The sequence below is a fragment of the Streptomyces sp. NPDC002490 genome, from assembly GCF_040296045.1.
Classification (GTDB): Bacteria; Actinomycetota; Actinomycetes; order Streptomycetales; family Streptomycetaceae; genus Streptomyces.
Genome location: NZ_JBEOWM010000070.1, coordinates 1 through 26,880 on the forward strand (window position 1 = coordinate 1; position 26,880 = coordinate 26,880).

The 26,880-nt window shown below is 73.6% G+C and carries 17 protein-coding genes; 11 read left to right on the top strand and 6 right to left on the bottom strand.

Going from position 1 to position 26,880, the window contains the following annotated elements; all coding sequences use genetic code 11:
- The first annotated feature begins 412 nt into the window (after positions 1–412).
- Positions 413–8,170, top strand: a complete 7,758-nt coding sequence (locus ABT092_RS28560) for a tetratricopeptide repeat protein (protein ID WP_351248941.1) — start codon at positions 413–415, stop codon at positions 8,168–8,170.
- Positions 8,171–8,228: 58 nt separating this feature from the next.
- Positions 8,229–8,612: a hypothetical protein gene (locus ABT092_RS28565; protein ID WP_351248943.1), complete on the top strand. Its 384-nt coding sequence runs from the start codon at positions 8,229–8,231 to the stop codon at positions 8,610–8,612.
- Positions 8,613–8,627: 15 nt separating this feature from the next.
- Here the strand turns inward: ABT092_RS28565 and ABT092_RS28570 are convergent, their stop codons facing one another.
- The 4 genes from ABT092_RS28570 to ABT092_RS28585 form a co-directional block, all read right to left on the bottom strand.
- Positions 8,628–9,770, bottom strand: a complete 1,143-nt coding sequence (locus tag ABT092_RS28570) for a YncE family protein (RefSeq protein ID WP_351248945.1) — start codon at positions 9,768–9,770, stop codon at positions 8,628–8,630.
- Positions 9,767–10,378, bottom strand: a complete 612-nt coding sequence (locus tag ABT092_RS28575; RefSeq protein ID WP_351248947.1) for an ankyrin repeat domain-containing protein — start codon at positions 10,376–10,378, stop codon at positions 9,767–9,769. The genes ABT092_RS28570 and ABT092_RS28575 overlap by 4 nt, the downstream gene beginning before the upstream one ends.
- Positions 10,379–10,656: 278 nt before the next feature.
- Positions 10,657–11,142 carry a DUF7144 family membrane protein gene (locus ABT092_RS28580; RefSeq protein WP_351248949.1) on the bottom strand — a complete coding sequence of 162 codons (486 nt, stop codon included), beginning with the start codon at positions 11,140–11,142 and terminating at the stop codon, positions 10,657–10,659.
- Positions 11,143–11,273: 131 nt separating this feature from the next.
- Positions 11,274–12,602 (bottom strand): hypothetical protein, encoded by a 1,329-nt coding sequence (locus tag ABT092_RS28585; protein WP_351248951.1) that lies wholly within the window; start codon positions 12,600–12,602, stop codon positions 11,274–11,276.
- 220 nt (positions 12,603–12,822) lie between these two features.
- Between ABT092_RS28585 and ABT092_RS28590 the strand changes: the two genes are divergently transcribed.
- The 7 genes from ABT092_RS28590 to ABT092_RS28620 all read left to right on the top strand — a co-directional run bounded on the left by ABT092_RS28590 (position 12,823) and on the right by ABT092_RS28620 (position 20,831).
- Positions 12,823–13,194, top strand: coding sequence for a PadR family transcriptional regulator (locus tag ABT092_RS28590; RefSeq protein ID WP_351248953.1), 372 nt, complete (start codon positions 12,823–12,825; stop codon positions 13,192–13,194).
- Positions 13,191–13,763, top strand: a complete 573-nt coding sequence (locus tag ABT092_RS28595) for an HAAS signaling domain-containing protein (protein WP_351248955.1) — start codon at positions 13,191–13,193, stop codon at positions 13,761–13,763. Before ABT092_RS28590 ends, ABT092_RS28595 begins: the two co-directional genes overlap by 4 nt.
- 188 nt (positions 13,764–13,951) lie before the next feature.
- A complete protein-coding gene (locus tag ABT092_RS28600; protein ID WP_351248957.1) occupies positions 13,952–15,172 on the top strand; it encodes a helix-turn-helix domain-containing protein in 1,221 nt (406 codons plus the stop codon).
- 156 nt (positions 15,173–15,328) lie between these two features.
- Positions 15,329–16,129 carry a toll/interleukin-1 receptor domain-containing protein gene (locus ABT092_RS28605; RefSeq protein WP_351248959.1) on the top strand — a complete coding sequence of 267 codons (801 nt, stop codon included), beginning with the start codon at positions 15,329–15,331 and terminating at the stop codon, positions 16,127–16,129.
- Complete coding sequence (locus ABT092_RS28610; protein ID WP_351248961.1) at positions 16,126–18,087, top strand: hypothetical protein; 1,962 nt, start codon at positions 16,126–16,128, stop codon at positions 18,085–18,087. Before ABT092_RS28605 ends, ABT092_RS28610 begins: the two co-directional genes overlap by 4 nt.
- Positions 18,084–19,328, top strand: a complete 1,245-nt coding sequence (locus tag ABT092_RS28615; protein ID WP_351248963.1) for a hypothetical protein — start codon at positions 18,084–18,086, stop codon at positions 19,326–19,328. The genes ABT092_RS28610 and ABT092_RS28615 overlap by 4 nt, the downstream gene beginning before the upstream one ends.
- 153 nt (positions 19,329–19,481) lie before the next feature.
- Complete coding sequence (locus tag ABT092_RS28620; RefSeq protein WP_351248965.1) at positions 19,482–20,831, top strand: S28 family serine protease; 1,350 nt, start codon at positions 19,482–19,484, stop codon at positions 20,829–20,831.
- On the opposite strand, the gene ABT092_RS28625 is transcribed toward ABT092_RS28620, so the two are convergent.
- Positions 20,788–21,738 (bottom strand): LysR family transcriptional regulator, encoded by a 951-nt coding sequence (locus ABT092_RS28625; protein WP_351248967.1) that lies wholly within the window; start codon positions 21,736–21,738, stop codon positions 20,788–20,790. The genes ABT092_RS28620 and ABT092_RS28625 overlap by 44 nt on opposite strands.
- A gap of 111 nt (positions 21,739–21,849) precedes the next feature.
- Between ABT092_RS28625 and ABT092_RS28630 the strand changes: the two genes are divergently transcribed.
- Positions 21,850–22,806, top strand: a complete 957-nt coding sequence (locus ABT092_RS28630) for an oxidoreductase (RefSeq protein ID WP_351248969.1) — start codon at positions 21,850–21,852, stop codon at positions 22,804–22,806.
- Between the two features lie 108 nt (positions 22,807–22,914).
- On the opposite strand, the gene ABT092_RS28635 is transcribed toward ABT092_RS28630, so the two are convergent.
- Positions 22,915–24,735, bottom strand: coding sequence for a DUF262 domain-containing protein (locus ABT092_RS28635; protein WP_351248971.1), 1,821 nt, complete (start codon positions 24,733–24,735; stop codon positions 22,915–22,917).
- Between the two features lie 634 nt (positions 24,736–25,369).
- Between ABT092_RS28635 and ABT092_RS28640 the strand changes: the two genes are divergently transcribed.
- Complete coding sequence (locus ABT092_RS28640; RefSeq protein WP_502968525.1) at positions 25,370–26,254, top strand: IS5 family transposase; 885 nt, start codon at positions 25,370–25,372, stop codon at positions 26,252–26,254.
- The last annotated feature ends 626 nt before the right edge of the window (positions 26,255–26,880 follow it).

Sequence of the window (26,880 nt, forward strand, 5' to 3'; positions counted from 1 at the left end):
TCACCACGGACACCGCGATCGCGGACTGCACCCTGGAGGAACTGGCCGAGCGGACTCCCGGCGCGGGCCCTACCGCGCCGGGAGCGCGGTCACCGCCGTGAGCCCGGCGCCGACCACCGTCCGCCGTCTCGGGCTCTCCCCTCGCGCCAGGGGCCACCAGCCCGCCGGGCGCACCGGGCTGGGGCGCGCACGCCGGCGCAACGCCGGGCGCGCCGGGCTGACCCCGTGGGGGACCCCGGCCGGACGGGGTGTGGGGCCGCCGCGCACCCTGGTGGCCGCCGGCGTGCGCCCGCGCTCGACGAACGCCGCCCGCTCCCAACAGCACGCCGGTGGAGCTCTGCTGACCGGAGGTCAGTCACGGATGGCCGGATAGAATCGACGGGCGGACGGCGATCGGTGACGGGGGTTTCGGTTGCTCACCTGGTCTGGTGAAGAGGTGCGGAGCGCGGGCCGCGCCCTGTCCGCCTTCCTCCTCCGCGAGGCCCCGGAGCCACCGACCGGAGCACCGGAAGGCGCCCCGGAGGAGCCCGGCCGACCCCGCGGGTCCGGGGCCCCCGCCGGTTCCGTCCGAGCCGCCGGCCCGGACGGCTCCCACCCCCCGTCCGTCCCGGAGCTCGTGCCGCTGGCCGTCGCCGCGGTCCTCGCCCTGCGCCGGCGCGCGCTCCTGGGAGCGGGCGGCCCGCTCGCGCCGGAGTGCGCGGAAGGGGCCGGCGCCCCGGCCGCCGACCCGTACCGGGACGGCGGCCTCACCACCCGCCTGATCCGCGCCGCCCGGGCCGCCGACTCCCCGGACGGTCCCGCCCTCGCCGACCTGCTGCGGTGGGCGGCCCGGCTGTGGACCGGTTCCCCCGTCCCCGCGGCGGACGCCGTGCCCGCCCCGCTCGCCCCGGTCCGGGCGGCGGCCACCCATCCCGGGCCCGACCCGGACGCCCCGCGCACCGCGGACGGAACGCCCCTGCTGACCGCCCTGGCCCGGGCCGCGCTGGACACCGTCGAACCCCGCTCCGCCCACCGGGTCGCGACCGCCGTCCGCGACTGGGGCCCGCCCGCGGAGGAACTGCGCCCGCACCTCGCCCCCCTGGACGAACTCCGCCGCCGGGCAGCCGGGTTGGTGTCGGGCGCCCCCGGAGCCGCCGCCGTGCCGGACCCGTTGCGGACGGCCCTGGAGGCGGCCCTGGACGCCGGGGACCTCCCCCGGGCCGAGGCCGCGGTGGAGCACCTCGCCCGGGAGCACCGCCGACTGACGGTGACGCACCGGCTGGCCGAAGCCGAACGGGCCCTGGCGGCGGTCCCCGGGCCCGCCGCCCGGGAGGGCCTCGCCCACCCGGACGCCTCCACCGACCCCGACCCCGACCCTGTCCACGACCTGCGACTGCACCTGCGCACCGCCCGGATGTACCTGGCCGCCGGCGACCTCGACACCACCGAGCAGTACCTCGACCTCGTCACCCGCGCACTCGCCCCCGCCGAGCCGCCCATCACGGGGCCGCCCGCCGCCGAACTCTCCGCAGCGGCGCCCCCAGCCCCAGCCGTGGCCGGTCCCGCACCGGCACCCGGTCCCGCAGCCGTCGCCCCCGGCGGGTCGCCCGTCCTCCCGTCGGACCCGTTGCCGCCCGCCGCCGCACTGCTGGACCGCACCTCCCCGGGCGCCGGCGACGTCCTGCGGGCCACCGTCGGCGACCCGCACCGCTGGCGGCTCTGGCACCACCTCGCCCGGGACCTCGAAGCCCGGGGCGACACCGAGGGCGCCGCGGCGGTGTACGCGCTGGGCCGTCCCCCGGTGCCGCCGCCCGGCCCCCGCCGGCCCCCCGTCGCGCCCTACCCGGAACTCGAACTCGTGCCCCTGCTGGACGAGCCGCCCGGGGACGCCCCCGTCGACCGCTCGCCCGCCGCCCTCGCGGACCACTACGCACGGGCCGTCGCCGAGGGCTCCCCGGTGGCCCTCGGCCGGGCCGCGGGCTGGTACGTACGGGCCGGCGACCCGGGCGCGGGGCTGGAGTTGTACCGCGCGCACGCCCACGAGCAGTACTTCGGGGCCGCCGCCGTGTGGAACCTCGCCTGCGCCTACGCGGCCGTGGGCGCCGAGTCGGAGGCCTTGCACGCGCTGCACGTCTTCGCCCGCATCCTGCCGGGCGCCACCGACCCCGGGCAGCGCGCCGCCCTCGACGCGTACTGCGCCCGGCGCGACACGCCCTCCCCGCTCCCCCGCGCGCCCGCCCCCGAACCGGACGCCGCGCCCGCTGGGGACCCGGACGGCGCCGGCGCGCCGGGAACCACGGCCGCGCCGGAGCGCGCCCCGGGCGCGGGGGCCCCGGTGGACGAGCCGGCGCTCGCCGCCCGCGCCAAGGAGCTCCACGACGGGGGCCGGACCGACGAGGCCGTGACCCTCCTGGAGGAACTGCTCGCCGCCAACCCGTCCGCCCCCGCCGCCTACCTGCTGATGCGCATCCACCGCGAGCGCGGCGACCTGCCGGCCGCCCGGGTGACCGTCCACCGCATCGCCGGTGCCCGCGGCGACCTGAGCTGGCGCCACCACGTGGAACTGGCCCGCGTCGCCCTCGACCGCCGCTGCACCGACCTCGACGAGGCCCGCACCCAACTCGCCCGGGCCCGCGCCAAGGGCGCCGGACCGCACTGGACCCAGCCCCTGGAGGAGCGCCTCGACCGGGCCTCGGGCCACTCCGCGGAGGCCCCCCTGCCGCCCCGGGGCCGCCCGGACCCGCCGGCGCACGGGCGCGGCCACCACGGGCCGGGGCCCGAGGAGCCCGGCGTGGCGCAGGCGCTGCGCGAGGGCCGGCTGCCGGAACTGCTGGCCGAGGCCCGCTCCGGTGCCCCCCGCCCCGGCCGGGACCTCGCCACCGTCCTCGCCCACCTGCGGACCCTCAGGCTGAGCGTGCCGCCGCCGGCCACCCTCGACCTCGTCATCGAGGCCGTCATGGAGGTCCGCGACGACTACGCGGCCCGCGACCTGGCGACCTGGCTGATGGACCACCGCTACTGGGACGAAGCCGTCGAGGTGCTCCAGAGCTGCGTGCCGTGGATCTCCCCGGAGCGGCTGCCGCGCGTGGTGCACCTGCGGGACCGGGCCGCCCGCGCCGGCGGCGTCCTGGAGGAACTCGACCCCGTCTGCCCGCCGGTGCGCGAGGACGCCGGTCAGCCGGTGCGCGCCGACCGCCGGGAGATCCCGCCGCACCTGGTGGTGATCGTCGAGCCGGAAGCCTCGCTGCTCCCCGTCTGGCGCGCCCAGAACCCGCCGACCACCGCCACCCCCGACGACCGGGCCGACCTGTGGGTCGAGGCCGTCCGCGCCCACCCGGTGGCCTTCGGCAACGCGCTCGGCCACCTCGTGGCCGCCGGCCGCGCGGAGGACGCGCTCCGCCTGCACAGCACCTACGCCGAGGAGCTGTGGCTCACCGCGGGCGCCGCCTGGAACCTCGGCTGCGCCTACGCCGCCACCGGCCGCCTCCCGGCCGCCGCCGCGGCCTTCGCCTACCAGGCCAGGGTCGCCACCCGCCCCCACACCGCGCCCCGCCTCCAGCAACTCACCGCCCTGTTCGACGAGGTGGGGCGCCCGGTGCCGCACCCGCCGCACTCCGCGCCCCGGCCCGCGCCGGTGCTGCGCCGCCCGTCCGAGCCCGGCGCCGCGCCCAGCCCGCCCCGGGCGGCGCTGCACATCACGGAGGCGGAGTCCACGGCGGCCCGGCTGGTCGCCCAGTGCCGCAACGAACCGAGCACCCACCACTTCCGGCTCGCCGCCGACGCGGTGCGCAAGGCGATCCGGCTGGACCCCAGCGGACGGGAACGGCACGCGGCGGCGCTGCGCGAACTGTTCGCCCTGCGGACCCCCGAACCGGCCAGTGCCGCCGCCCTGGCCATGGTGCTGGAGACCGCCCAACTGACCGGCGAGGCGTGGGAACTGCTCGCCCGGTGGATCGACGAGCGGGCCGCGCACCCCGAACTCCTCGGCCCCGCCGTCCGCATCGCCCGCCGGGTGGACCGGGTGGGCGAGCTGCGGGAGGCCCTGCTGCGGCACCTGCGCCCCGAGTCCGGGTTCGAGCACCACCTGACCCTCGCCAAGGCCAGCCACGAACTCGACGACCCCGCCGGGCGGACCCGCCACGCCCGGCGGACCCTGAACCTCAACCCGAGCTGCGCCGAGGCCGCCTACCTGCTCGATCCGCGGGGGCGGGCCGAACAGGCCGAGAAGGCCGGACACGCCCCGCCGGTGCCGGTCGACGCGGCCACCCCGCGCGCCGAGGCCGTCGCCCTGCTCGCCCGGGCGTACGCCACCGACCTCGACCCGCTCGACCGGTACGCGCTGACCCGGCTGCGGCCCGCCACCCACCGGACCGCGCTGCGCGCCACCCTGCGCGAGGGCAAGAAGGGCAGCCTCGCCGAACGGGTCGCGCCCCCCGCGCTGCTCGCCGACGCCGAGCCGATGCTCACGGCCGCCGCCGCGGGGGACTGGGAGGCCGCCGCGGTGCACGCCCGGGCGCTGGTCTCCGGGCGGCCCTGGCACATGGGCGTCGCCAACGCCGCCGCGATGTGCCTGATCCGGCTGCACGACCTGCCCGAGGTGAGCGCCGCCGAGAAGGCGCAGATCGACGAGGAGGTCCGCGGACTGGCCGCGATGGCCGGCGACCCCCGGGTGCGTCGGGACGTCCTGGTCCGCCTCGCCTTCGCGCGCGGCCGCTACGAGGAGGCGGAAGGACGGCTCGGCGCGGTGCCGCGCTGGCAGCTCAGCGATCCGGACGTGTGGGCGCTCGCCGCGCTGCGCGCCGGCGCGAGCATGTGCGCCCGGCCCGCCGCCGCCGCCGCGCTGCTGCTGGAGCACGGTCGGCTGCGGGCCGGCGTCCCCGGCCGGCGGGCCACCGCCGTCGCCGCGGTCCTCGCCGCCCGGGCCGGCGACGACGGGCTGACCGAGGCGGCGATCACCGCCTACCGGCGGGCCGAGGAGCGCGCCCGGCACCCCGCGGACCTGGTGACCGACGCGCTCGCCGTCGACTTCCCGGAGGTCCTCAACAGCGCGGGCTCCCCGGTGCTGCCGCCGGCGCAGGTCGACCGGGTCGTCGCCCACCTCGCCGAGGACCCGCCCCGGCTGCTCGGGTTCCTGCGCCGCACCGGCCACCACACCGGACGGAAGGGCCCCGAACAGCGCCGGGAACTGGTGGCCCGGCGACTGCACCTGTTCGAGGCGTACGCCGCGAGCGGCCGGATCGGCGCGGCGCTCGGCCGGCTGGCGGAAGCGGAGGAGTACGGCGCGGGCCGGCGCACGGTGAGCGCCCCGCTGGAGCGGTTGTGCGCCCGGCACGGACACCCCGACCCGGCCGGTGCGGCCCGGGCACTGCTGGACCACGGGCCCGGTGCGCCGGGCGCGCACGGCGCCCGCGGGTCCGCGCAGCGGACGGCGCTCACCGCCCTCGCCGAGGAGATCGCGGCCACCCCGCCCGACCTGCAACTGCCCGACCGGGTCGCCCGGTTCCTGACCGAACTGGCCCGGGGCGTGGACCCGCTCGCCCGTGTCGTGGTGGCCCGGCTCGCCCCTGTCTGGGACGAGCAGGCCCGGCTGGTGCTGGCCGCCGCCCGGCTGGTGCCCGTCGACGCCGCGGACCCGCGGGACCCGGACGGCGACCCGGTGGCCGGGCTGATCGTGCGGACCACCGCGGTCCTCGCGGAGAGCGATCCGCTCGCCGAGGACGTCCTGCTCGGCCGGGGCCCGTACGGGGCCTGCGTGCGCACCGTCCAGCGGGCGCTGCGCGCCCACTGGGAGCGCAGCGTCACCCTCCGCTTCCAGCAGGGCGTGCCGGTGCTCTCCCGGTCCCGGGCGACCCGGATCGGGGACGGGCCCGTCGAGGCGGTCTTCGAACTGCGCACCGGGCAGCAGCCGCCGCGGGCCGCCGAGGTCCGCCGGGCGGGCGCCGCGCAGGGCTGGGAGAGCCACGAACCGCCCGCGGACGCCGTCCTCCAGGGGCTGCTGGTCGTCGAGGGGCGGGACGCCCGGGCGGCGGCCGTCACCCTGGAGTTGCGCTGGCGGTTCGCCGACCAGGGCTGGTCGCAGCCGGTCCGCTACGAGGTGCCGGTGGAGACCCTGCCGCGCCGGGACGCGGTGGGCCGCCGGTTCGACCCGAAGGCCCGCACGGGACGGGAGATGTTCGTCGGTCGCCGGCGGGAGAAGGCGCAACTGCGGCGGACCTTCGCGTACGTGACGGAGTCCCCGGTCAGCCCGCAGCTGATCACCGGCTCCCGGCGGGTGGGCAAGACCTCCCTCATCGAGGACCTGCGCCGGCTGGACGGCCCCACCGGGGTGCTGCTCGCCCCGGCCCAGTGGCCGGTGCCGCACTTGTTCCCGCTCCTGGTCAGCGGCCAGTCGGCGCCCCACCCGGTGCGCGATCCGCTGCGGCTGGTCATCGCCGAGGCCGATTCCCGACTGCGCTGCCTGTACCCGGACCTGGACCTGGCGCCGGTCCTGGAGGCGGCCCCGCCGGCGGGCGCCGGGCCGACCCTGGTGCCGGAGTTCGCGAGCTGGTGGGAGGCGGTGCGCAGACGGGTGTGGCCCGGCGAGGCGGTCAAACCGCTCGTCGTGGTCGACGAGTGCCAGGAACTGCTGCGCGGCTACCGGTCCGACACCGAGGCCAAGCGCCAGGCCACCGGGGTGCTGCGGGACCTCGGCCAACGCGGCGAGATCGCCCTGCTGTTCAGCGGCTCGTGCACCTACGCCCAACTCCAGGCGCTGCTGGCGGGGACCCTGATCGGCACCGACATCTCCGCCGCGCTGCCGATCGGGCTGCTGGACTCCTCGGACGCCCTCCAGGTCATCCACCTGGGCTTCCCCGACGAACGGGACGGGTTCTCCGTCGAGGTGCTGAACGGGTCCGCGGTCGCCGCCTACGAGGCCACCCTCGGTCACCCGTACCACCTGCACCTGCTGGGCGAGGCCTTGGCCACCTCGCTGGAGGAGCGGGGGCGACGGGTGGTGGACCCCCCGCTGGTGCACGAGGCGGTGCGCCGGGTGGTCGACACCGAGGGCGCGGTGACCGGGCTGCTCGACCAGTACGACGCCCCGGGGCCGGTGCCGCTGCTGCTGTTCGAGGTCGCCGACCGGCTCAAGGACAGCCGCACCGAGAGCGCCCTCAAGGAGGGCTGGAGCCAGGACAAGTGCGAGGAACTCGCCGACTACATCGACCTGGGGCTGCTGCGCCGCGAGGGCGGGAACCTGGCCTGGGTCAACCCGATCGTGGAGCGCTGGTTCGACGGCGACCGGCTGCCCGCCTCCCCGCAGGACGCGGTGCTGCACCACGCACGACTGGAGGTCACCCGCCGCGGCACCCGGGACGGCCACCTCGTCTACCAGGTGCGCGACCCCGAGGGCGTCCGCTACCGGGCCACCCACCTCGCCGACGGCGACCCGCAGGCCGTCGCCCGCCGGTTCAATGAGGTCGCCCGTGCCACCTCGGCGCTGCCGGAGCGCTGGGCGGCGCACGGCAGTTGGCTGCTCCAGCCGGACGTCACCGGCCGCTCCCTGGACCACTACCTCAACCCCAAGGAACGCGTCCCGGTCCGGGAGGCCGTCCGCTGGATCATCGACGTCTGCCGGGTGCTGGACGCGGTGCACCGGCACACCGGGCTCCCGCACGGCGACATCCACCCCGACCACCTGGCACGCGACGGCGAGGTGCGGATCACCGGGTGGGGCCACAGCGGCACCTTCGACCAGGAGCGCCCCGGGGTGTCCCTGCACACCTGGACCTCCGACTACTACGGGCCCCAGTGCCAGCCGGGCGGGCCGCGCACCACCCGGCACGACACGGTCGCCCTGGCCGCGCTGCTCCACCAACTCCTCGACGAGGAGAGGCGGTTGCCCTGGCCCACCGGACCCACCGCCCACGGCGTCGAGGCCGACGTGATCGCCGAGGGCCCGGTCGGGGACGTCCTGCACGCCGTACTGGCGCAGCCCCGCCACCCCCGGCACACCAGCCCCGCGGCCCTCGCCGAGAAGCTCCAGGCGGCCCTGCTCGCCCTGCCCGAGGAACCCGAGCCGGAGGACACCGGGCCACCGGCCCCCGTCGTCCAGCAGCTGACGTTCCACGGCCCGGTCGGCGCGGTCACCGGTGCCGGCGCCCAGGTGGACGTCGGCCGGGTCGGCGACCCCGGTGACCGGGACGCCCGTTGAACTCCCGTCGCCCCGCCCGGGGCCGCGGGACCCGCACCACCCAGGAGGAGAAGGACCCATGGCAGAGGTACGGAACACCTTCCACGGCCCGGTCGGCAGCGTGTCCGGCGACGGCGCCAAGGTGAGCATCGGCAACGTCGGCGACGGCGTCGGCACGGTCAACGAGGGTGGCGCGACCGCCGCCGACTCCCCGGCCCTGCTCGACCTCATCGCCCGGCTGCGCGCCGAGATCGCCGAGGTGCGGGCCCAACTGCCCGACCGGGACGCCGACGAACTCGTCTCGGCCGTCGACGACCTGGAGGAGGAGGCCCGCCAGGAGGAGCCGCAGCCGAGCCGGTTGAAGCGCTTCGCCCGCAACGTCCGCGACATCCTCGCCGACGCGGGGGAGACCCTCGCCCCGTTCGGCACCGCGGTCGGGATCTACACCGCGCTCGGCGGCTGACCCGACCCCGGGAGGTCAGGGCAGTACCACCGCGCCCAGCGGCCGTTCACCGCCGGGCAACCGCCGGGTGGTGCCCCGCTCCAGGTCCACGACGGTGACCCCGTCCCAGTACCCGGCACGGGTGAACCCGCCGGTGACGTAGGCGGTCCGGCCGTCCGCGGACACCGCCACGTCCTCGTGCGGGCCGTCGAGCGGAACGATCCGCTCGGCGCCGTCCGGGGCGCGCACCGTCAGCGAGGCCCCGCCCGTCGCCTCCCCGATCGGGCCGGTGCCCACCACGAGGAGGGTGCCGTCGGCGGTGAGCGCCGCGCCGTGCTGGTGGGTGTCGGCGGTCATCCGCTCGACGCCCACCCGCCCGGTGCGCGGATCGAGCACCGCGAGCCGCTCGCCCTCGAACGGCAGCAGCAGCCGCCCGTCCCCGCGGACCACTGCGTAGTGCGGCTTCAGCCAGGAGCCGAGGCCGCCCTCGGTGCCGTAGGGGGCGACCTCGAAGCGGCGGGCGGTCAGGGTGTCGGCGCGGACCGCGGTGACGTCGAAGGAGTCGTGGTTGGTGGCGTACACCTCGCTCCCGTCCCGGGACACGTCCACGTCGAAGGGCCGGCGCCCCACCGGCACCGTCTCCACGACCTCGCGGGTCGCGGTGTCGATCACCTCCAGCACCCCGGGCCCGTCCGGCACGTTGACGCCCACGTACAGCCGCCGCCCGTCCGGGGAGAGCGCGATGCCCATGCCGCCGCCCCGGTACTCCCCGTCGGTGACCGGCCCGCTCGCGGTGCGGTACGGGACGCGGCCGAGGGACTTCCGGGTCCGGGTGTCCACCACCGCGACCCCCTCGGCGGTGGCGACCCAGGCCCGCCCGTCCGCGCCCAGCGCCAGCCCGTAGGGGGCGGTGCCCACCGGCACCGAGTCGAGGGGCCCCCGCTCGGGGTCGAGGAAGGTGACGGTGTCGGCGCCGAAGTCGGCGACCAGCAGGGTTCCGGAGGGCGTGCGCGCCGGCGGAGTGCCCCGGGGCGCGGGGGCGCTCGACGCCTTGGCGGTCGCCCCCTGGTCCGGAGTTCCGTCGGGCGCCGAGGCGGGGGCGCATCCCAGCAGCAGCGCGCCGGCGAGCAGCACCGCGACCGCCCCGCCGGTCGGGCGCCCCGGGCGCAGCACGCTCACCGGGCGTCCCGCAGCACGGCGGCCAGTTCGGCGAACCCGCGCCGCTCGGCGTGCGCCAGCGCGGTGACCCCGTCCCGGTCGGCGATCCCCGGGGCGGCGCCCGCGGCCAGCAGCACCGCCACGATCCGCCGGTACGGCTCGCCGCCGTCCCCGAGGATCACCGCCTCCAGCAGGGCCGTCCAGCCCAGGTCGTTCACGTGGTTCACGTCGATCGAGGTCTCCGCGAGCACCGCCTCGACGTAGGCGAGGTGGCCGCGTTCGCTGGCCGGGATCACCGAGACCCCGCCGAAGCGGTTGCGGACCGTGACGTCCGGCCCGGCCGGGAGCAGGGTCCGCAGCATCGGGACGCTCCCGGTGACCCCGGTCACCAACCAGGCGCTGTCCCGCCGGTCGTCCTGTGCGTTCGGGTCGGCACCGGCCTCCACCAGCACCCGGGCGGCGGCCACGTGGTCGCCCAGCGCCGCCACGAGCAACGGCGTGCGCCGGTGTTCGTCCCGGGCCTCGACGGCGGCTCCGGCGCGCAGCGCGTCCCGCACCGCGTCGGCGTCGCCGTCCGCGGCGGCGGCCAGCAGGCGCCGGTCGGCGGTGGTGTCACGGTCGGCGGGCATGGGCGGCTCCTGTCCTCGGCTGGTGCGGCCGTCGTCGGGAGGGGCCGCCCGGTGACGCCGCCCCGTCCGGGACCGCGCCACCTCCCACCTTGCCCTCCGTGCCCCCGCGACCGGGTCCCCACCCCGGCCCCCGGCTCCGGGCCGTCCGGTGGACCGGGGGGTCGGCCGATCGGTCGATGCGCACCGCCGGGGCCCGTGCTCAACGCACCCGGGGGACGGGCCGGCGCCCGCCGAACCGTCTCGACGGGCACCGGCCCGTCCCCCGGGCGGTGCGGGCGTCAGGGCAGCAGGGTGGTGCCCGGGCGGTCGGCGACCAGGGCCCAGATGACGAAGACGTCGATGGCGATGACGACGATCGCCCAGATCGGGTAGTAGGGCAGGAAGAGGAACTGGGCGATCAGGCTCAGCGAGGCCAGCACGATGCCGGTGATCCGGGCCCAGTTGGCGTTGCTGAGCAGCCCCCAGCCGGTGAACACGGCGATGACGCCGAGGATCAGCAGCAGCCAGCCCCAGCCGGTGAGGTTGATCTCGTACACGTACGAGCCGACCCGCTCGTACACCTCGTCCTCGGCGATCGCGGAGATGCCCTGGAGGATCGCCAGGACGCCGTTGCACAGCAGGAGCACCCCGGCGAACAGCACTCCGCCCGCGACCCATCCGCCGCGCGGGTCGGGCGCGGGGGCGCGTCCGTGGTTCCACGGGGTGCCCCCGGCGCCCTGAGGGGTGCCCGCTTGCCCCGCCGGAGGGGGCGTCTCGTCGCTCATGGGAACCCTTTCGTCTCCACGGCGGCCTGCGGCCACCGCAACGGAATCTCGCCTTCCACCGTGATCCGATCCGGTGCGCACGGCCACACGGGTGACTCCGTCCGGGTGACGCCGGCCCCGACCGGCCGGGCTCAGCCGAGCGGTGGCGGGGCCGGCCCCTCCTCCGGTCCGGGGGCCGGCCCCGGCTCCGCCACGAAGGTCACCACGGCGAGCGCGAACACCAACCCCAGGCCCAGCCCCACCAGCACCCCGGGCGTCGGCCACGACCACAGCACCAGGGCCAGCGCCGCCGCGGCCACCAGCCCCCACCCGAGCGCCGCCCGGTACCGCCCCGCCCAGGGGCCCACCGGACCGGCCCGGAACCCGGCCCGGTCGGCGAGCCCCCGGAGCGCGCCGATGCCGTCCGCCCACACCTCCCGCACCGCCCGGGCCCGCCGCCCGCCGCCGGTGACCCAGGCGGCGAACGCGACCACCACCCCCAGGGCCCCCACCACCCGCACCGACGCCCGCAGGAACCGCACCAGGGCGTCGTACACCGACCCGGCGGCGCCCTGCGACACCCCGGCCGGCAGCGCGTCCAGGTACACGGCGCGGAAGACGGTGAGCCCGACGCCCAGCAGGGCCACCGCGCACGCCACCCCGAGCGCACCGACGACCAGGGCGCGCCGGCGCCGCCGGGCCACCAGCACCCCGCCGGCGACCAGCACCGCCGCGACCACCGGCAGCCAGTTGCCGAGCACCTGGAGCACCCGGAACCAGACCCGCACCTCACCGAGCTGCTCGCCCCGCGCCACGGTCAGCTCGGTGTGCACCTCGGGAATCCGCCCGGCGACGGTGAGCCCGTCGTCGACCAGCCGTTGCTTCACCCGCTCCACCACCGGCCCGAGGTCGACGGTCACCGTGTCGTCGGTCAGCTGCACGGCACCGCCGCCGCTGCCGGTCAGCGCCTTGTCGACGGCGTCGTGCGCCCGCCGGTTCGCCTCCGTCCACAGCTGCCGGAAGGCGTCCGAGCGCGCCACGTCCAGGGCCCGGTCGTGCACGAAACCGCGGACGGCGCCCTCCAGCGCCCCGCCCGCCTCGCCGAGCGCCCGGGCCAGCCGCGGCCGGTCCGCCGGTGCGACCCCGGACAGCAGCGCGGGCAGGTCGAGCCGGGTCATCAGCGCGGCGGTGACCCGGTCGGCCACCGCCTCCTGCACCTGGGGGTCGTCGGCCAGCGGGGCGACCGTCGCCACGTACCGGTCGGTGTTCCCGACCTCGTCAGAGGCCCAGGACGCGAGGACGGACAGCGGGGCGAGGACGCAGCCGAGGGCGATCAGCAGTGCGGCGAGGGAGGCGCGGACCCGGTGGTGCCCGGTCCGTTCCCGCTCCTCCTCCAGGGCGGCCACCCGCTCCCGGAGCGCCGCGAGTTCGCCGCCGGCTCCGTCGTCGCGCACGGGCCCGACCTCCCCGTCACTGGCCACGGGCGCCCTCCTCGAACGTGCGGTGCGACGGGCCGGGCGTGGACGCAGCACGGTCCCGGCCCGCTCCGCCCCGGTCCGGCCAGGCTCGGCCACGGCGCGACGGCCCGCGACCCCAGCCGGTGCGACCGGGTGAGACCCGACCTTCACGGTCCTGTCACAGGGCGCGGGGGAGGCCCGAGGTCCCTTGCCTCCCCTTCCCGTGCCAGGTACCTTGCAATGCATGGAACAAGGTGAGGCAAGCACGACAGCGGCCGAAGGGAAGGTGGTCAGCCAACTGCGCAAGGGCGTCCTGGAGTACTGCGTCCTCGCCCAACTGCGGGACGGCCCCCGCTACGGAGTCGAACTCCTCGAAGGGCTCGCCGCGGTACGGGTCATGACCACCAGCCAGGGCACCATCTACCCGCTGCTGTCCCGGCTGCGCCGCGAGCAGCTGGTGGACACCTTCCTCCGCGAATCGCCCAGCGGCCCCGCCCGCCGCTACTACACCCTGACCCCGACCGGACGGTCCGCCCTCGCGGAGTTCGCCGCGAGCTGGCCCCCGTTCCGCGACGCCGTCGACCACTTCCTGAGCTCTGGGGGGACCCACGCATGACCACCACGCCCGTCACGCTCGACCACCCGCTGGTCCGCGCCTACCTGGACACCCTGCGCCAGGAATCCGCCGTGCTCTCCGCGCTCCGCCGCGAGGAACTCCTCGCCGACCTCGGCGAACACATCACCGCCTCCCTCGCCCGCACCGCCTCCGACGCCGACGTGCGCCGGGTCCTCGACGAACTGGGCGACCCGCGCACCATCGTCACCGCGGCGCTCGCCGAAGAGCCCCCCGCCCCCGCCCGGCCCGTCCCCACCCGCCACACCAAGGGCCTGCTGTGCCTGCTCTCCCTCACCGGCGCCCTCGTCGCGCTCAGCCCCCAGGTCGGCACCCTCGCCCTGCTCGTCGGCCTCGTCCTGCTGTGGCGCGCCCCCGAGTGGGAGAACCGCGCCAAGGGCATCGGCACCGCCGGCGTCCTCGCCACCCCGCTGCTCCTCCTCGGCTTCGGACTGCTGGCCGCGGGCCGGATCGGCCCGGTGGAGATCCTGCTCAGCCTGATCGTCTGGCTGACCATCCCGACCCTGACCAGCGTGTACCTGTGGCGCCAGGCGGGCGCACGGGCGGGCTGAGGGTGCCGGGAGAGGGAGGGGCCGGGACGCGTTGCCGTCCCGCCCTTCTTTCCTTTGCTGAAGAAAAGGAGGAAACAGGAAACTTCCGTTCAGCCCAGCGAAATCCCCCTGAGGCATGCCAGACTCGACACCGGTCCCGGCCGGACCTGAGTACGTAACTGCCTTGCTCGCCTTGGGAGGAGAGGTCGGTGGAAGCAGATCTACGTTTCGGTGCTGAATTGCGTCGCCTACGACAGAACGCAGGTATGACGCTGGACGACGTTTGCCGTGAGGTGAAGTACAGCAAAGGCCACCTCAGTAAGGTGGAACGCGGCGACAAGAAGCCCAGCATGCCGCTCGCACGCGCTTGCGACGCGCTCTTCGAGACCGGTGGAAGGCTCGCCGGGCTGGTCGGCCCACCGGGGAAGTCGCCCGGCAGGCCGCGCCGAGCCAGACGGGACGTGCTCGCCACGGGTGTCGGCTCCTTCCTCGCGACCATGGTGGTCTCGGAGGGCGCGGCGCCCAGCCCTCCGGGAGGCGCCGCGCCCCCGGCCCTTGTCTTCCGGGACCAACTCGACCACATGCGCAGGCTGGGCCAGAACAACGACCCCGTCACCGTGATCCCCCCGCTCCGTGCCCAAACGGTCGCCCTCACCGCCCTGGCCTCCCACAGCACCGGCCGCGACCGCGCCGAACTCCTGCTCCTCGCGGCACGGTCCGCGGAGTTCACGGGGTGGATGGCGCAGGAGGCGGGCGACGTCCCGAGCGCGTTGAACTGGACCGCGGAGGCCGTCGAACTCGCGCAGGCGGGTGGTGACCGACACCTGAAGGACTACGCCTTGGTCCGGCAGGCGCTCGTCACCTTCTACGACGGGCGGGCCCAGGAGACGATCGCCCTCGCCGAGAGGGCCCGGCGGAGCGCTGCCCCGCCCCGGGTGCGAGGGTTGGCGGCCCAACGAGAGGCGCAGGGCCACGCGCTGGCCGGAGACGAGAAGGCGTGCCTCCAGGCTCTGGACCGGGCCCGCGGGCTGCTCGTCGATGACGGCACGGTGGACGGGGCACCCGTACTCGGCCCGAGCAACCTCCCGGACCCCGTCGCCATGGTGACCGGTTGGTGCCTGTACGACCTGGGGCGGCACCGGCAGGCAGCGGAAGTGTTCGAGAGGGAGTGCGCCCGCCTCCCGCGGCACGCGGTGCGGACCCGGGCCCGCTACGGACTCCGCGGAGCACTCGCGCACGCCGCCTCCGGGGAGGTCGAGCGGTCCTGTCAACAGGCCCGCGAGTTGCTCGGACTCGTCGATCAGGCGCCCTCGGCGACGATCCGGGCGGACGTTCGTCGACTGGACCGGGAACTGGGGCGGTTCCGGTCCCATCCCGCGGTACGCGAGCTGCGCCCTTCTCTGGCGCACGCACTGGGTTCCGGCCGCTGAGCCCTGCCCGTCGCACCGTCCGGGGACACCCGTACCTCCTGGTGACGCGTGTGCCTGCTCGCTCCGTGTCCTGACCGGAGGGGCCTCACCCCGTCTGGACCGAACCCGTTCCCCGGGTTCCCACCCTCACCGTTCCACCCACCGAAGGAAAGCGCCATGCCCAAAATCTTCGTCAACTACCGCACGGGTGACGCGGAGATCACCGCGGGACTCGTACAACGTGAACTGTCCCGGGTGTTCGGGGACGACAACGTCTTCTTCGCCAGCAAGTCGATCGGATCCGGCCACCGGTTCCCCCAGGAACTCCTCACCGCGGCCCGGCGGTGCAAGGTGCTGCTGGCGGTGATCGGGCCGAAGTGGCTGGAGGCGCGCTCCGACGACGGTCGCCCCGCCCTGGAGGAACCCGAGGACTGGACCCGCAGGGAGATCCTGGAAGCACACGAGACCGGAGCCGTCATCCTGCCCCTGCTGGTGGGCGAGAGCGCCCGCCTCCGGGGCGAGGACCTTCCCCCCGAACTGGGCCTGTTGGCCGAATGCCAGTACCTCAGGCTCAAGCACCGCGACACCACCGCCGACCTCTCACGGCTGATCGACGACCTCACCCGGCTCGTCCCCGACGCGCTGCCGGCACCGCGCGTGCCGCAGGGCGGCGCGACCCCCGTCGAGGAGCCGAGGACGGAACCGGTGGACGGTCGACCCGCCCGCATGCGGGCCGAGGTGATCAAGCACCGTCAGCGGGGCGGCATCGGGAACCTCAACGGCGACCTGGGGACGTTCGTCAGCGAACCCCAGGGCCCCGTGCACACCGGGAGCGGCCACCTGTACCAGGCTCACGAGCAGCACCTCGGCCCCCGGATCTCCGGTGACCGGCAGGCCGTCAACTACGTCGCGGACAACCACGGAACGGTGTCCCAGCAGTCGGAGCGCGAGGCCCCCCGCGCGGCCGAGGAACGGTGAGCGGCCCGAACGCGACGGTCAACGACCCCCGGGGCCCGGTCCACACGGGCAGTGGGAACCAGTACATCTGGATGGTGGGCGAGAACGAGCGTCTGGTCAGGGCGGGACGGACCCGGCTGACCATCGTCCGCGAGCACCGACGGAGACTGGCCCGCAGTTTCGTGCGGCCGGGCGGGTACACACGTGCCGCCGGGCGCCTGGCCGAACCCGGTGCCGTGGTCCTGCTGTCCGGTTCTCCCGGTACCGGCAGACGCACGGCCGCCACCATGCTGCTGGAGGAGGTCCGGGGCGTCACCGCCCCGGTCGAGGACCTGCCCCCGACCGGGGACGAGGAGGCGCCGGGAGTACTGGCCGAAGGGCGCTACCTCCTGGACCTTTCCGACGTCGAGGACACCGACATCACGTCCGCGCAGGACGTCCTGATGCGCTACCGATCCGAGGTCGAGCGCCTCCACGCCCGGATGGCGGTCGTCCTCCCGTCCGGGTCGGAGTGGATGCTCCGGCCGGACCTGGCGCCGCTGGTCGTCCCTCTGGAACGGCCCTCGGGCCGTGCCGTCTTCTGCAGGTGCCTGAAGGCGAACGGCATCGAGATCGAGCCGGACCTGCTGGACGACGTGAAACTGCGCCACATGTTCGAGGCCGCCCCCCTGCACGAGCTGGGCCGGCTCGCCGCACGGGTGGTGGACATCCGTGACAGCGGTCGGTACGGGACCTCCTTCGCACAGTGGTTGGAGGAGGCGGTCAAGGCCGCGACGGACCGGGCCGGCGAGGTCGCGGCGCAACTGCGCGAGCGCCGCGGCGCCGGGCAGCGGGCGTTGCTGCTGAGCACCGCCATGTTCAGCGGAGGCTCCGCCGAAGTGGTGCAGAGCGCCGGTCGACTCCTGCTGGAGACCCTGAGGATCGAGGACGACGACCGCGGCCTCGACCGGGCCGACCTGAGCGAACGGTTCGAGAAACTGTCGGTGGAACGTGACCTCGACGGTCGGGTGAGGTTCGCCCGCCTCGCGTACGACGGCGCGGTGCGACGGCACTTCTGGCAGAACTTCCCCGATCTGCGGGACGCCTTCCGCAGCTGGACGGCCGGATGCGTCCAGCTGCGGGAGCTGACGGCCGAGGACCGGATGAACCTGGTGGGGCGGTTCGCGGAGGAAACCCTCGCCGCAGGACGGCCGGACGACTTGTGCACCCTCGTGGAGACCTGGACCCGGGGGCCGGGACGTCGATTCCGGGCCGAAGCCGCCGCGGCCCTGGAGCAGGGGCTCAGCCACGAACGGTACGGTGCCCGGTTCCGTGAACGGGTGCGGGTGTGGGCGGCGGGCAGCATCCCTCCCGACCTGGCGCGCGTCCTGACCGACGTCTGTCAGCAGGTCATCGCCGCGACCCATCCGGAACAGGCCGCGGTCCGGCTGCGCCACCTCGCGCTCCGCCAACAGGGGCCGGAAGGCGCTGCCGCCCGAAGCGCGCTGCTCGACCTCGCCCGGAACGACGCACAGGTCTTCGTGCGGCTGACGGACCGACTCGTCAAGCAGCCGCTCTCGTACCCCGCGGTCGAGATCCTTCTGGGACTGCTGGATCCCGAAGGGCTCCGCATAGGGCTGCCGCCCCAACAGTTCGTCCTGGCCTGGCGGGCGGTCCTGCTCACCAGGACGAGCGGGGAATGGGCCCCCCTGTTGTCGGACTGGCTCACCGCACTGGTCGTGGGAGATCACCCGGAGGACCTGGTCACCCGTGGGGTCCTCCTGGCGACCGGTGGCGACCGCTCCCTGCTGCACGCCCTCTACACGACGGCGTGCGCCTGGGAAGAAAATCCGTCCGCACCACGACCCCGAGCGGACCCGCCGGCAGCGGCACGGGCACGGGTCGCGGAACGGTTCTGTCAGGAAATCGACCGGGTGCTCGGTGTGACGGAGGCACCCTCCACCACACCCGGCCCACCATGGACAAGGGAGTACGCATGAGCCCCCGCACCCTGCGGAGTTGGCTGTCCATCGGACCCATCGTCGGTACGCTCGTCATCGTGGCCCTGCTGGACTGGCCGGGTTGGTCGTGGTACGCCCTCCCCGCGGTGGTGGCGGCGGTACTCCTGCTCGCCTTCCTGGTGCCGGACCTCGGGGCACGCGTCCTGGCGGCGGCGCAACCGGAAGGGTACGAAGACGACTTCGTCCCTCCGACCGAGCCCCCGTTCCTGGAAACGGTCGTGTCCGACGTCCAGGTGCACAGCGCGGTGGACGGATATCCGTTCCTGTTCTCGGCGGTGGTCCGCTGGCAGGCCAATCCGGCCCGTGCCGCCACCCCGCGGGGCGACCTCTCGGCCATGGCGGTGGCAGCCCTCCTGAGCCGGGCGGAGCAGCACACCCGCGCGGAGCACCCCGACCGGGGCGAGTTCCTCGGCCACTGGCTCGCAGGAGTGCTCGGGATGCCCGCACTCGACGACTCGGGAACGGTGGTCGCCTACGCCACCCAGGTGCGGATCGACCTGAGGCACGCCGACCGGACGCGGCTCGCCGAGTTGGAGGAGCTCCGGAAGAACAGGAGTCTGCGAGACCTCCAGCGGGAGGAAGAACGCGAGCGCCGTGAGTACCTCGGATCGGAGGTCCTGAAGTCCCCGGGAAGCGCCGTGGTGTGGTGGCTGTCCCGACACGAGGAGGAGACGGAGCGGGCGATGGCGATGATCGGACCGTTGACGTGCCTCTCGGCCGTCGCGAACGACCAGGAGATCCCCGAGCGGTACCGGGGAATCGTCGACCCGGAGCCGTCGTCCTTCGCGAGCGAGCCGAGCGGAGGCTTCGAACATCCGGAACCTCCGGACGGGGCCGCTCCCCGAGGAGGCGCCGCGGACGCCGGGCACGAGCGCATGGCCAGCATGTTGGGCGAGATGGAGTTCCCCCAAGGCGACGACGAGCGCGCCGCCTTCGCGTACCGCCTCGCCCGGATGAGGAGGGCACCCGGTGGGCCGGAGACGGCCGATCACCTCCTCGGTAGGGCGGCCGCCGGACCGCCGACCGGTGATCACGGTGCGACGGCGGCGCAGCACGGGAGCGACGGGCGTCCGACCCCATGGGGGGTACCGGGCGAGGGAGCCCGGGACGAGGTCGGGGGAACGCACCCGGCCGAGGATCGGCACACCACCCACGACACCGGCGCCCGCCCGTCGGCTGACCTCTGGTTCCAGAACGGCCAGGACCGTGCGTCCGAATGACGTCCACGGGCGAGTGGCGCCTGGTGACCCCCGCCCGACACCGCCCCCGTGCGAGGGAGCCCGCTCCCCCGCACGGGGGAGGACCCGACCCCCTGCCCGCGGCTTGACTGGAACTGCCGGCGCCGAACGGGCCCGGCAGCGCAGGGGGAACGCATGGGGACCTGGACACGGCGAGGCCTACTGACCGGAGCCGCCGCCGCGGGGTTCGCGCACACCGGGGGCACCGCACCCGCCCGGGCCGCCGGTCGGGCGCGGCGCCCTCGACGGGACGAACTGACGGCACGCCTGGGGGCGTTGCCCGGCCTGCGCGTGGTCGAGGAACGGGCGGACGCCCCACCGGGCTACCGCCACCTCGTCCTCGGGCTGTGCCAGCCGGTCGACCACGCCCGTCCCCGGCGCGACACCTTCGAACAGCGGCTGACCCTGCTCCACACCTCCGCCACCCGCCCCACGATCCTCTTCACCACCGGCTACGAGGCGGTGCTCGCCCCCCGGCTCACCGAAGCGGCCACCCTGCTCCACGGCAACCAGGTCCAGGTGGAGCACCGCCACTTCGGCACCTCCCGCCCGCCGGGCACCGACCTCACCCACCTGACGATCCGACAGGCGGCCGACGACCACCACCGCGTGGTCCGCCTGCTGCGCACCCTGTACCTCGGTGCGTGGATCTCCACCGGCAGCAGCAAGGGCGGCATGGCCAGCGTCTACCACCGGCGCTTCCACCCGCACGACGTGGACGGCACCCTCGCCCACTCGGCACCCCACAACGTCGACGACGGCGAGGACTCCGCGTACCACCGCTTCCTGGACCGGGCGGGCACCCCCGCCCAACAACAGGCCCTCGCCGACGTCCAACGCCGACTCCTCCAGCACCGCGCCGAGTTGGTCCTCCGGTACGAGAACGAGTCCACCGCCACCGGGGCCACCTTCCGGATCATCGGCGACGCCGACAAGGCGTTCGAGATCGCGGTGCTGCGTGCGCCCTTCATGTTCTGGCAGAACGGCACGGCGACCGCGCACGTCCCCGGGCCCGACGCCGGCCCCGAGGAGCTCTACCGGTGGCTGGACGCCCACGCCCGCCTCACCGCCTACACGGACCCGGTGGTGCGCGCCCACGTCCCGTACTTCTACCAACTGGGCACCCAACTCGGTTACTGGGACCCCCGCACCGACCACCTCGCCGATCTGCTGCGCCACCCCGGCGCCCCCCGCCCCCGCACCTTCGTGCCCGCCGACGTCCCGATGCGCTTCGACCCGGTCGCGATGCCCGACGTCGACCGCTGGGTCCGCCGCCACGGGGAGCGCCTGCTCTTCGTCAACGGCACCCGGGATCCCGCGGTCGCCGAACCCTTCCGCCCCGGCCCCCGGGACTCCCGCGTCCTGTGGGCGCCCGACACCAACCACCGCGCGGCCCTCGCCGACCTCACCCCCGCCGACCGGGCCACGGCCACCGCGATGCTCACCCGGTGGGCGAGGGTCCCGCGCAGGCCCCGCCGGCCGTGAGGCCGGAGCCCACCAAGGTCGCCGCGGCCAAGTAGGCCCGTACCAGGGGACGGTGGTCGCCTTGGCGCGCGGCCACCGCGAGCCGGGACGGCGACACCCCCCGGACCGGCAGCGCCACCACCTCGTCCCGCACCACCAGCGGGGCGTTCCCCCTGGCCAGCAACACCACGCCCTGCCCGTTGGCCACGCCCTCGTGGGTCTCCTCGGCGCTGGCCACCACCCCGCCGATCCGGGGCTCCCGACCGCCCCGGGCGTCCAGGGCCAACCAGTGGTCCCGCAGGGGGCCGGCCTCGGGTGGAAGGGCCAGGAACGGCTCGTCGAGGAGGTCGGCGAAGTCCACCGCCCCCTCCTCGTCGACGGCGGCCCGCGCCGCCAGGGGGTGCCCCTCGGGCAGCGCCACCCACCGCGGCTCGTGGGCCACCACCGCGCACCGGTAGCGCTCGGCCTCAGGTAACGGCAGCCAGACGAAAGCGACATCGGTGGACCCGTCCGCCAGGCCGGCGCTCGGGTCGGCCCAGGTGACCTGGCGCACCACCAGCCGCGCCGCGGGGTGCCGGGAGACCACCCGGGCGCGCAGGGCCGGGAGCAACCCCCGCCCCGGGCTGGTGGACATGCCGACCACCAGCGTGCTCCGCTCGTCCTCCCGCGCCCGTACCACCGCCGCCTCGGCCGAACACCACACGGACAGCACCCCCCGGGCACGCGGCAGCAGGACCTCCCCCACCGCGGTCAACCGCACCGTCCGCCGGTCCCGGAGGAAGAGATCGGCGCCGAGCTGCTTCTCCAGCACCCGGATGCGCTTGCTCAACGCCGGCTGCGAGATGAACAGCCGCTCGGCGGCCCGCGTGAAGTTCAACTCCTCGGCCACCGCGACGAAGTAGCGCAGGTCGCGCCCGTGGACATCCATGACGCATGGCTATCACAGCAGGTCTTGGACGGGCTCCGGGGCCGTGCAGAACGATGGTCCTCACCGGCGGGGACGGCCCCGCACGGCGAGCGGACGCGAGGAGACGGACGGATGGCCGGTACGGGCGGCAGGGTGTGGTTGGTGACGGGCGCGAGCAGCGGCTTCGGCCGGGAGATCGCCCGGGCGGCGATCGCCGCGGGCGACACGGTGATCGGCACCGCCCGGCGGACCGCGGCGATGGCGGACCTGGTCGCCGCCCACCCCGACCGGGTGGAGGCGATCCCCCTGGACCTCACCGAGGGCGACCGGATCGACGCGGTGGCCGCCGACCTCCTGGCCCGCTACGGCCGGGTGGACGTCCTGGTCAACAACGCCGGACGCACCCACGTCGGGGCGTTCGAGGAGACCACCGACGAGGACCTGCGCGACCTGTTCGAGCTGCACGTCTTCGGCCCGGCCCGGCTGACCCGGGCGCTGCTGCCGCAGATGCGCCGGCGCGGCAGCGGCGCCGTCGTCAACCTCAGCAGCGTCGGCGGCCAGCTGTCCTTCGCGGGCTTCTCCGCCTACAGCGCGACGAAGGCCGCCCTGGAGCAGCTGTCGGAGGGCCTGGCGGACGAGGTGGCCCGGTACGGCGTCAAGGTCCTGATCGTGGAACCCGGCGCGTTCCGCACCAACCTGTTCGGCAAGGACGCGGCCCGCTTCTCGCAGGAGGACCCGGTCTACGCGGAACAGGTCGGCGCCACCCGGGAACTCGTCCGTGGCGGCGACGGCACCCAACCCGGCGACCCCGCGAAGGCCGCCGCGGCGATCCTGATGGCCCTGGACGCCGACGCCACCCCCCTGCGCCTCGCCCTCGGCGGCGACGCGGTGGACGCCCTGACCGCCCACCTCGACGCGGTACGGACCGAACTCACCACCTGGGAGCCCGTCTCCCGGGGGGACGGACTTCGACCTGGGGTGAGGTGTCCGCAACGGCCGAACCGTGCGGTTCCCCTGTCCGAGTTCCTCCCCCGCGCCGTCCGACTCCCGGACGGACGGCCCAGGCGCCGGCACCACGCCCCGGCGTGACTTCCCACAGTCCCGCGGCCACTCAGGAGCGGCGGAAGTGTCCCTGCCCGAGGGCGGGTAGCCCGGATGCCGTCGACCCGTCTCAGTGGTGTCGGTGGGGAGGGAGGGCTAGAGGTTCCAAACGCGATCCAACGCGTCGGCTGCCAGGTAACGCGACCTGGCCTCGATCTGAGCACTAGATGGGTAATCATTGGTGCCCGTGTCCCATGCGGCAAGTTCCGAGTCGAAGTACGCTCTTCCCTTCTTGAGTGCCTCGACCTTGAAAGAAAACGGAGCGTCTCCGAGCGAACTGTTGAGGTGAGTGGTGAGGAGTGTCAAATTACCCACAGTGTAGATCGGGTCGCGGTAGTCCGTTGAAGCCTTCGACTGGGGTGAGATGTGCTCAATCGACCAGGTCGCAAGATTCTGACCTGCTGGCAGCAAATTCTCCAACTTCGCGAACGACATCAGCACGTATGCAATGAAGATCTTACGAGATCGGAGTTTCTGTGCCTGGGTCAGCTGGAGTGAGGGTGCGTAGAAAAGGGAACAGAATGCTTGGAGTGCCCTGGTGCGATCAGGCAGACTGTTGCGGAGCTTGTCCTTCAGGTCCTCGATGGCCAGTTCCACGTCCTTGATGGACGAGGAGCTTTCCAAACGGACGGCGAAGCGGTTGTATCGAGCTCGAGTCCCACCAGTCGAGCCGCTGTTCGTTAGTGCAGTGTATTGAAAATGGAAGGACTCGACGATCCTCAACACTTCGATGACCTGAGCCTGTTTGATCAACCTGGTCTCTCGGAACTTGCGAGCCACGGCAAGGATCGTCGAGTTTGCTACAGAAACGTTGAAGATCGCAAGTGCGCGAACACTGTCAACGAAATCCGGAATTGCAAAAGCGTTGCGTACTCCGCGAGTTTTCGCCTGAACTTGTACATGCTCGGCCTCCAAACACTCGTATGTTTCCGCGTCGCGTTCGAGTTCCTCCAGATATGAGATGTGCGCGGCTGGGCTGGATCCCACTATGCGGCTGATCTCCTTGAACAGCTCAGGTTCCTTTACCGCCTCACGGCGCGAGTTCCAGGACTGCCAAATGAACCTGTCGACGACATCCGCGCTGACGCGATCCAATTGAACGCGGTTGACGAGACGTTCCCATCGGTCTGCGACCGCTTGGCGATCGTCGGCTTGCGTGGCTCCACCGCGGATGAGAAGGTTCTTCACGAGGTCGGACAGTCGCAAGTCTGCCCCGCGCGTGTTCAACGTTTCGAATACCAGGAATCCGTCTTCCTCGGACGCCAGCTCCACCTGGATGACACGCGCTTTCAAGGCGTTTGACCGAATTGCTTTCAGGCGTTCGACTTGCTCGCTCGGCGTCAATCCCTTGATTGCTACGAGGATCTTTGCCTCAAAAAACGATCGTGCCTCGCCGATCCGCTCGGCACTCCCATTCCATTTTGCCCCAGACGGGATGGCGTTGGGGTTCTGGATCACTTCGTAGAACATCTTCTCGGGTCGCCGCAAGACTGGATGACTCTTGCCGTCATCGTCTTTGGCCATCAGGTACTTCTGAGTGGTGAGTGCCTGACTGGTGGCCGCGGATGCATCGAAACCGTCGGATCCGGAATATTTTTCGGCCACGTCGTTGAACGCATCACGGACAACAGAGAGAAGAATTGCGCTCGTGGTCAGCCTCTGCTGACCGTCGATGATTGAGTAGGTGTCATTGAAGAGATCCCTCTTCTCGCTGACCCAGGTTACCGTGGACCCAAAGAAGAAATCACCCTTCGCCAAGATGACGTCGTCCCAAAAATCGCCAAGCTGATCCTGCAGCCAACTGTAAGGTCGCTGAAAGTTGGGAACCACGTACAGGCATTGTTGAAAACATGTTTGGATGGTTTTTGTCTGACTCTCGATGGGGATCAGGTCGCTGCTCGAAAATGCCTCGGCCATCCTCGGCTCCCACGTATCGTCACGAATTACGTTGCCCCTGAACAGTAGCCCAGGTCAGAGAGTCCCCGAGTCTATCCGCATGAACCCGCGGTACCTCGTTTCTGTGTGCCCGGTGACCCCCGAGGGGGCCAGCTTGTCCGCCGACGCGCCACACGGGCCGCAGATCCGGCAAGTTCGTTTGCCGGACCGTCGAGTGCCTACACCAGATCCGTGCCGGGGTGCCGTTCCGTGGCCATCGGATACTGGGCCATCGGTGAAAGCTGCCGGGGCGGGCACCGCCGGAGGCGGCTTGCCGTTGTATCCCTGCGGGAGAGGTGAACGGCTTCCCGGCCCACCGTCTGTCGGTGACTGACTCCGGGGCCGCCGGGTGACCCTGCGAGTGGCCGGACCAGTCGAATGCACCGGCCACGCCCATGTGCGGGCCCCCGAGGTTCCTCGTCCGGCTCGCCTGGACCAGGAGGGGGGTGCTGGTGGGGCCTCGCTGTCAAAGTCCTACGGAGCGGCCGGCCGGAAGCGGCATGCCCCCACCGCCCCTTGTAGTCCGTCTGAGAAAGTGTTGGGTAATTGATCAGCTGCATGGCGTGGGTCGTTGGCGGTGATCTTTGTGATCGGGGTGTCCGAGATGATCACCGGCATGTGTGTCTGCGTGTGTAAGCCGGTCTATGACTCGTCGTTGACGGATGCTCAGTGGGCGGTGATCGAGCCGCTGCTGCCGGTGCGGGATCCGCGCCGGGCTGGGCGTCCGTTGAAGTTCCCGCGCAGGCTGGTCGTGGACACGGTGCTGTACGTGCTGGTCAGTGGGTGTGCTTGGCGTCTGGTGCCGCACGATCTCGCGCCGTGGGACGTGGCCTACCGCTGGTTTCGCGCGTGGACGGCGGACGGCACGTGGGACCGGGTCGATGACGCGCTGCGTGACCGGATCCGGATCGTGGACGGGCGGGATCCGCAGCCTTCGGCGGCGGTGCTGGACTCGCAGTCCGTCCGCAGCCATCAGGGCGGTGCGGCGATCGGTTGGGACGCGGGCAAGCGGGTACGGGGCCGCAAGCGGCACCTGCTGGTGGACACGGGCGGGCTCGTGCTGCGGGCGGTGGTGTACTCGGCCTCCGTGCAGGACCGGGCGGGCGCGAAGCTGGTCCTCACCGGTGTCCGGGACAGGTTCCCGCAGGTCGGTCTGATCTGGGTCGACGGAGGTTATGTCAACGCGGTCGATGCCGGGCTGGTCGGCTGGGCGGCGGAACGCGAAGGGCTGGAGATCGTTGCGGTGCCCCGCAACGCGGATGTGAAAGGGTTCCGGGTACTGCCCCGCAGGTGGGTGGTCGAGCGGACATTCTCCTGGCTGGGACGGTGCAGACGGTTGGCACGGGACTACGAGCGCAAGACCGCGCACGCCGAAGCGATGATCAAGGTCGCCATGATCCGGCTCATGGCCGCCCGCCTCGCCGGCGAGAAAATCGAACCCCGCGGCCCCATCGAGACCGAAGCAGCCCGCCGCCTCGCCGACGACCTCAAGAGCGAGTGATCGCTCGATTACCCAACACTTTCTCAGCCGGGGCCGTTCGCAGATCGGTGTGCCCGGGTAGCCCTTGCCGGCCAGGCGAACGATCAAGTTCAACGGTTCGCGATGAGCTCGCATCTGGTCCAACCCGAACCTGTACCCATCCAGCGCTCTGCCCGGCGGCACCGACGGTGAACACCACCCACCGAGCATGGGGCAGAAGGTCGCGTGGGTTGATGGTGTGTGCTTGGAAGGCGTCGGACTCGGCAGCAGCGGAACCACTCCGGCCGCCCCTCGGGACACAACCTCACGGGCCTTCTGCACCCTCTCGTCGCCACTGACGGTGAGGGCGCGGCTGCAGCGCGGAAGCAGGCGTGCACGAGACACCGCTACGGACGGATTCCTGCCGCTCGCGAGAGTGGAAGAGGTGCCGAGCCCGCCGTCCTACGACGGGCGGCGCGGTACGAACGCGCGAAGGAGAGCTTTGCAGTTCCCGGGAACTGCAACCACTCACGTCGAAGGGCCCCACCGCAAGCTTGGGTTCAAGGGGTCGTCGCAACACCACTTGGTTTCAGGTGGTGAGTAGATCATGTAGACGCTCGGCTGGGGGTAGAGCGGCGCGGGTGTTGGGTGGGCGGGCGGGGGGTTCT

Excerpts from the sequence above, each read along its gene's own strand:
- ABT092_RS28580 (WP_351248949.1), bottom strand. The coding sequence starts at position 11,142 with ATGAGCGACGAGACGCCCCCTCCGGCGGGGCAAGCGGGCACCCCTCAG.
- ABT092_RS28635 (WP_351248971.1), bottom strand. The coding sequence starts at position 24,735 with ATGGCCGAGGCATTTTCGAGCAGCGACCTGATCCCCATCGAGAGTCAG.
- ABT092_RS28640 (WP_502968525.1), top strand. The coding sequence starts at position 25,370 with ATGTGTGTCTGCGTGTGTAAGCCGGTCTATGACTCGTCGTTGACGGAT.
- ABT092_RS28615 (WP_351248963.1), top strand. The coding sequence starts at position 18,084 with ATGAGCCCCCGCACCCTGCGGAGTTGGCTGTCCATCGGACCCATCGTC.
- ABT092_RS28625 (WP_351248967.1), bottom strand. The coding sequence starts at position 21,738 with ATGGATGTCCACGGGCGCGACCTGCGCTACTTCGTCGCGGTGGCCGAG.
- ABT092_RS28630 (WP_351248969.1), top strand. The coding sequence starts at position 21,850 with ATGGCCGGTACGGGCGGCAGGGTGTGGTTGGTGACGGGCGCGAGCAGC.
- ABT092_RS28565 (WP_351248943.1), top strand. The coding sequence starts at position 8,229 with ATGGCAGAGGTACGGAACACCTTCCACGGCCCGGTCGGCAGCGTGTCC.
- ABT092_RS28620 (WP_351248965.1), top strand. The coding sequence starts at position 19,482 with ATGGGGACCTGGACACGGCGAGGCCTACTGACCGGAGCCGCCGCCGCG.
- ABT092_RS28575 (WP_351248947.1), bottom strand. The coding sequence starts at position 10,378 with ATGCCCGCCGACCGTGACACCACCGCCGACCGGCGCCTGCTGGCCGCC.
- ABT092_RS28595 (WP_351248955.1), top strand. The coding sequence starts at position 13,191 with ATGACCACCACGCCCGTCACGCTCGACCACCCGCTGGTCCGCGCCTAC.
- ABT092_RS28590 (WP_351248953.1), top strand. The coding sequence starts at position 12,823 with ATGGAACAAGGTGAGGCAAGCACGACAGCGGCCGAAGGGAAGGTGGTC.
- ABT092_RS28605 (WP_351248959.1), top strand. The coding sequence starts at position 15,329 with ATGCCCAAAATCTTCGTCAACTACCGCACGGGTGACGCGGAGATCACC.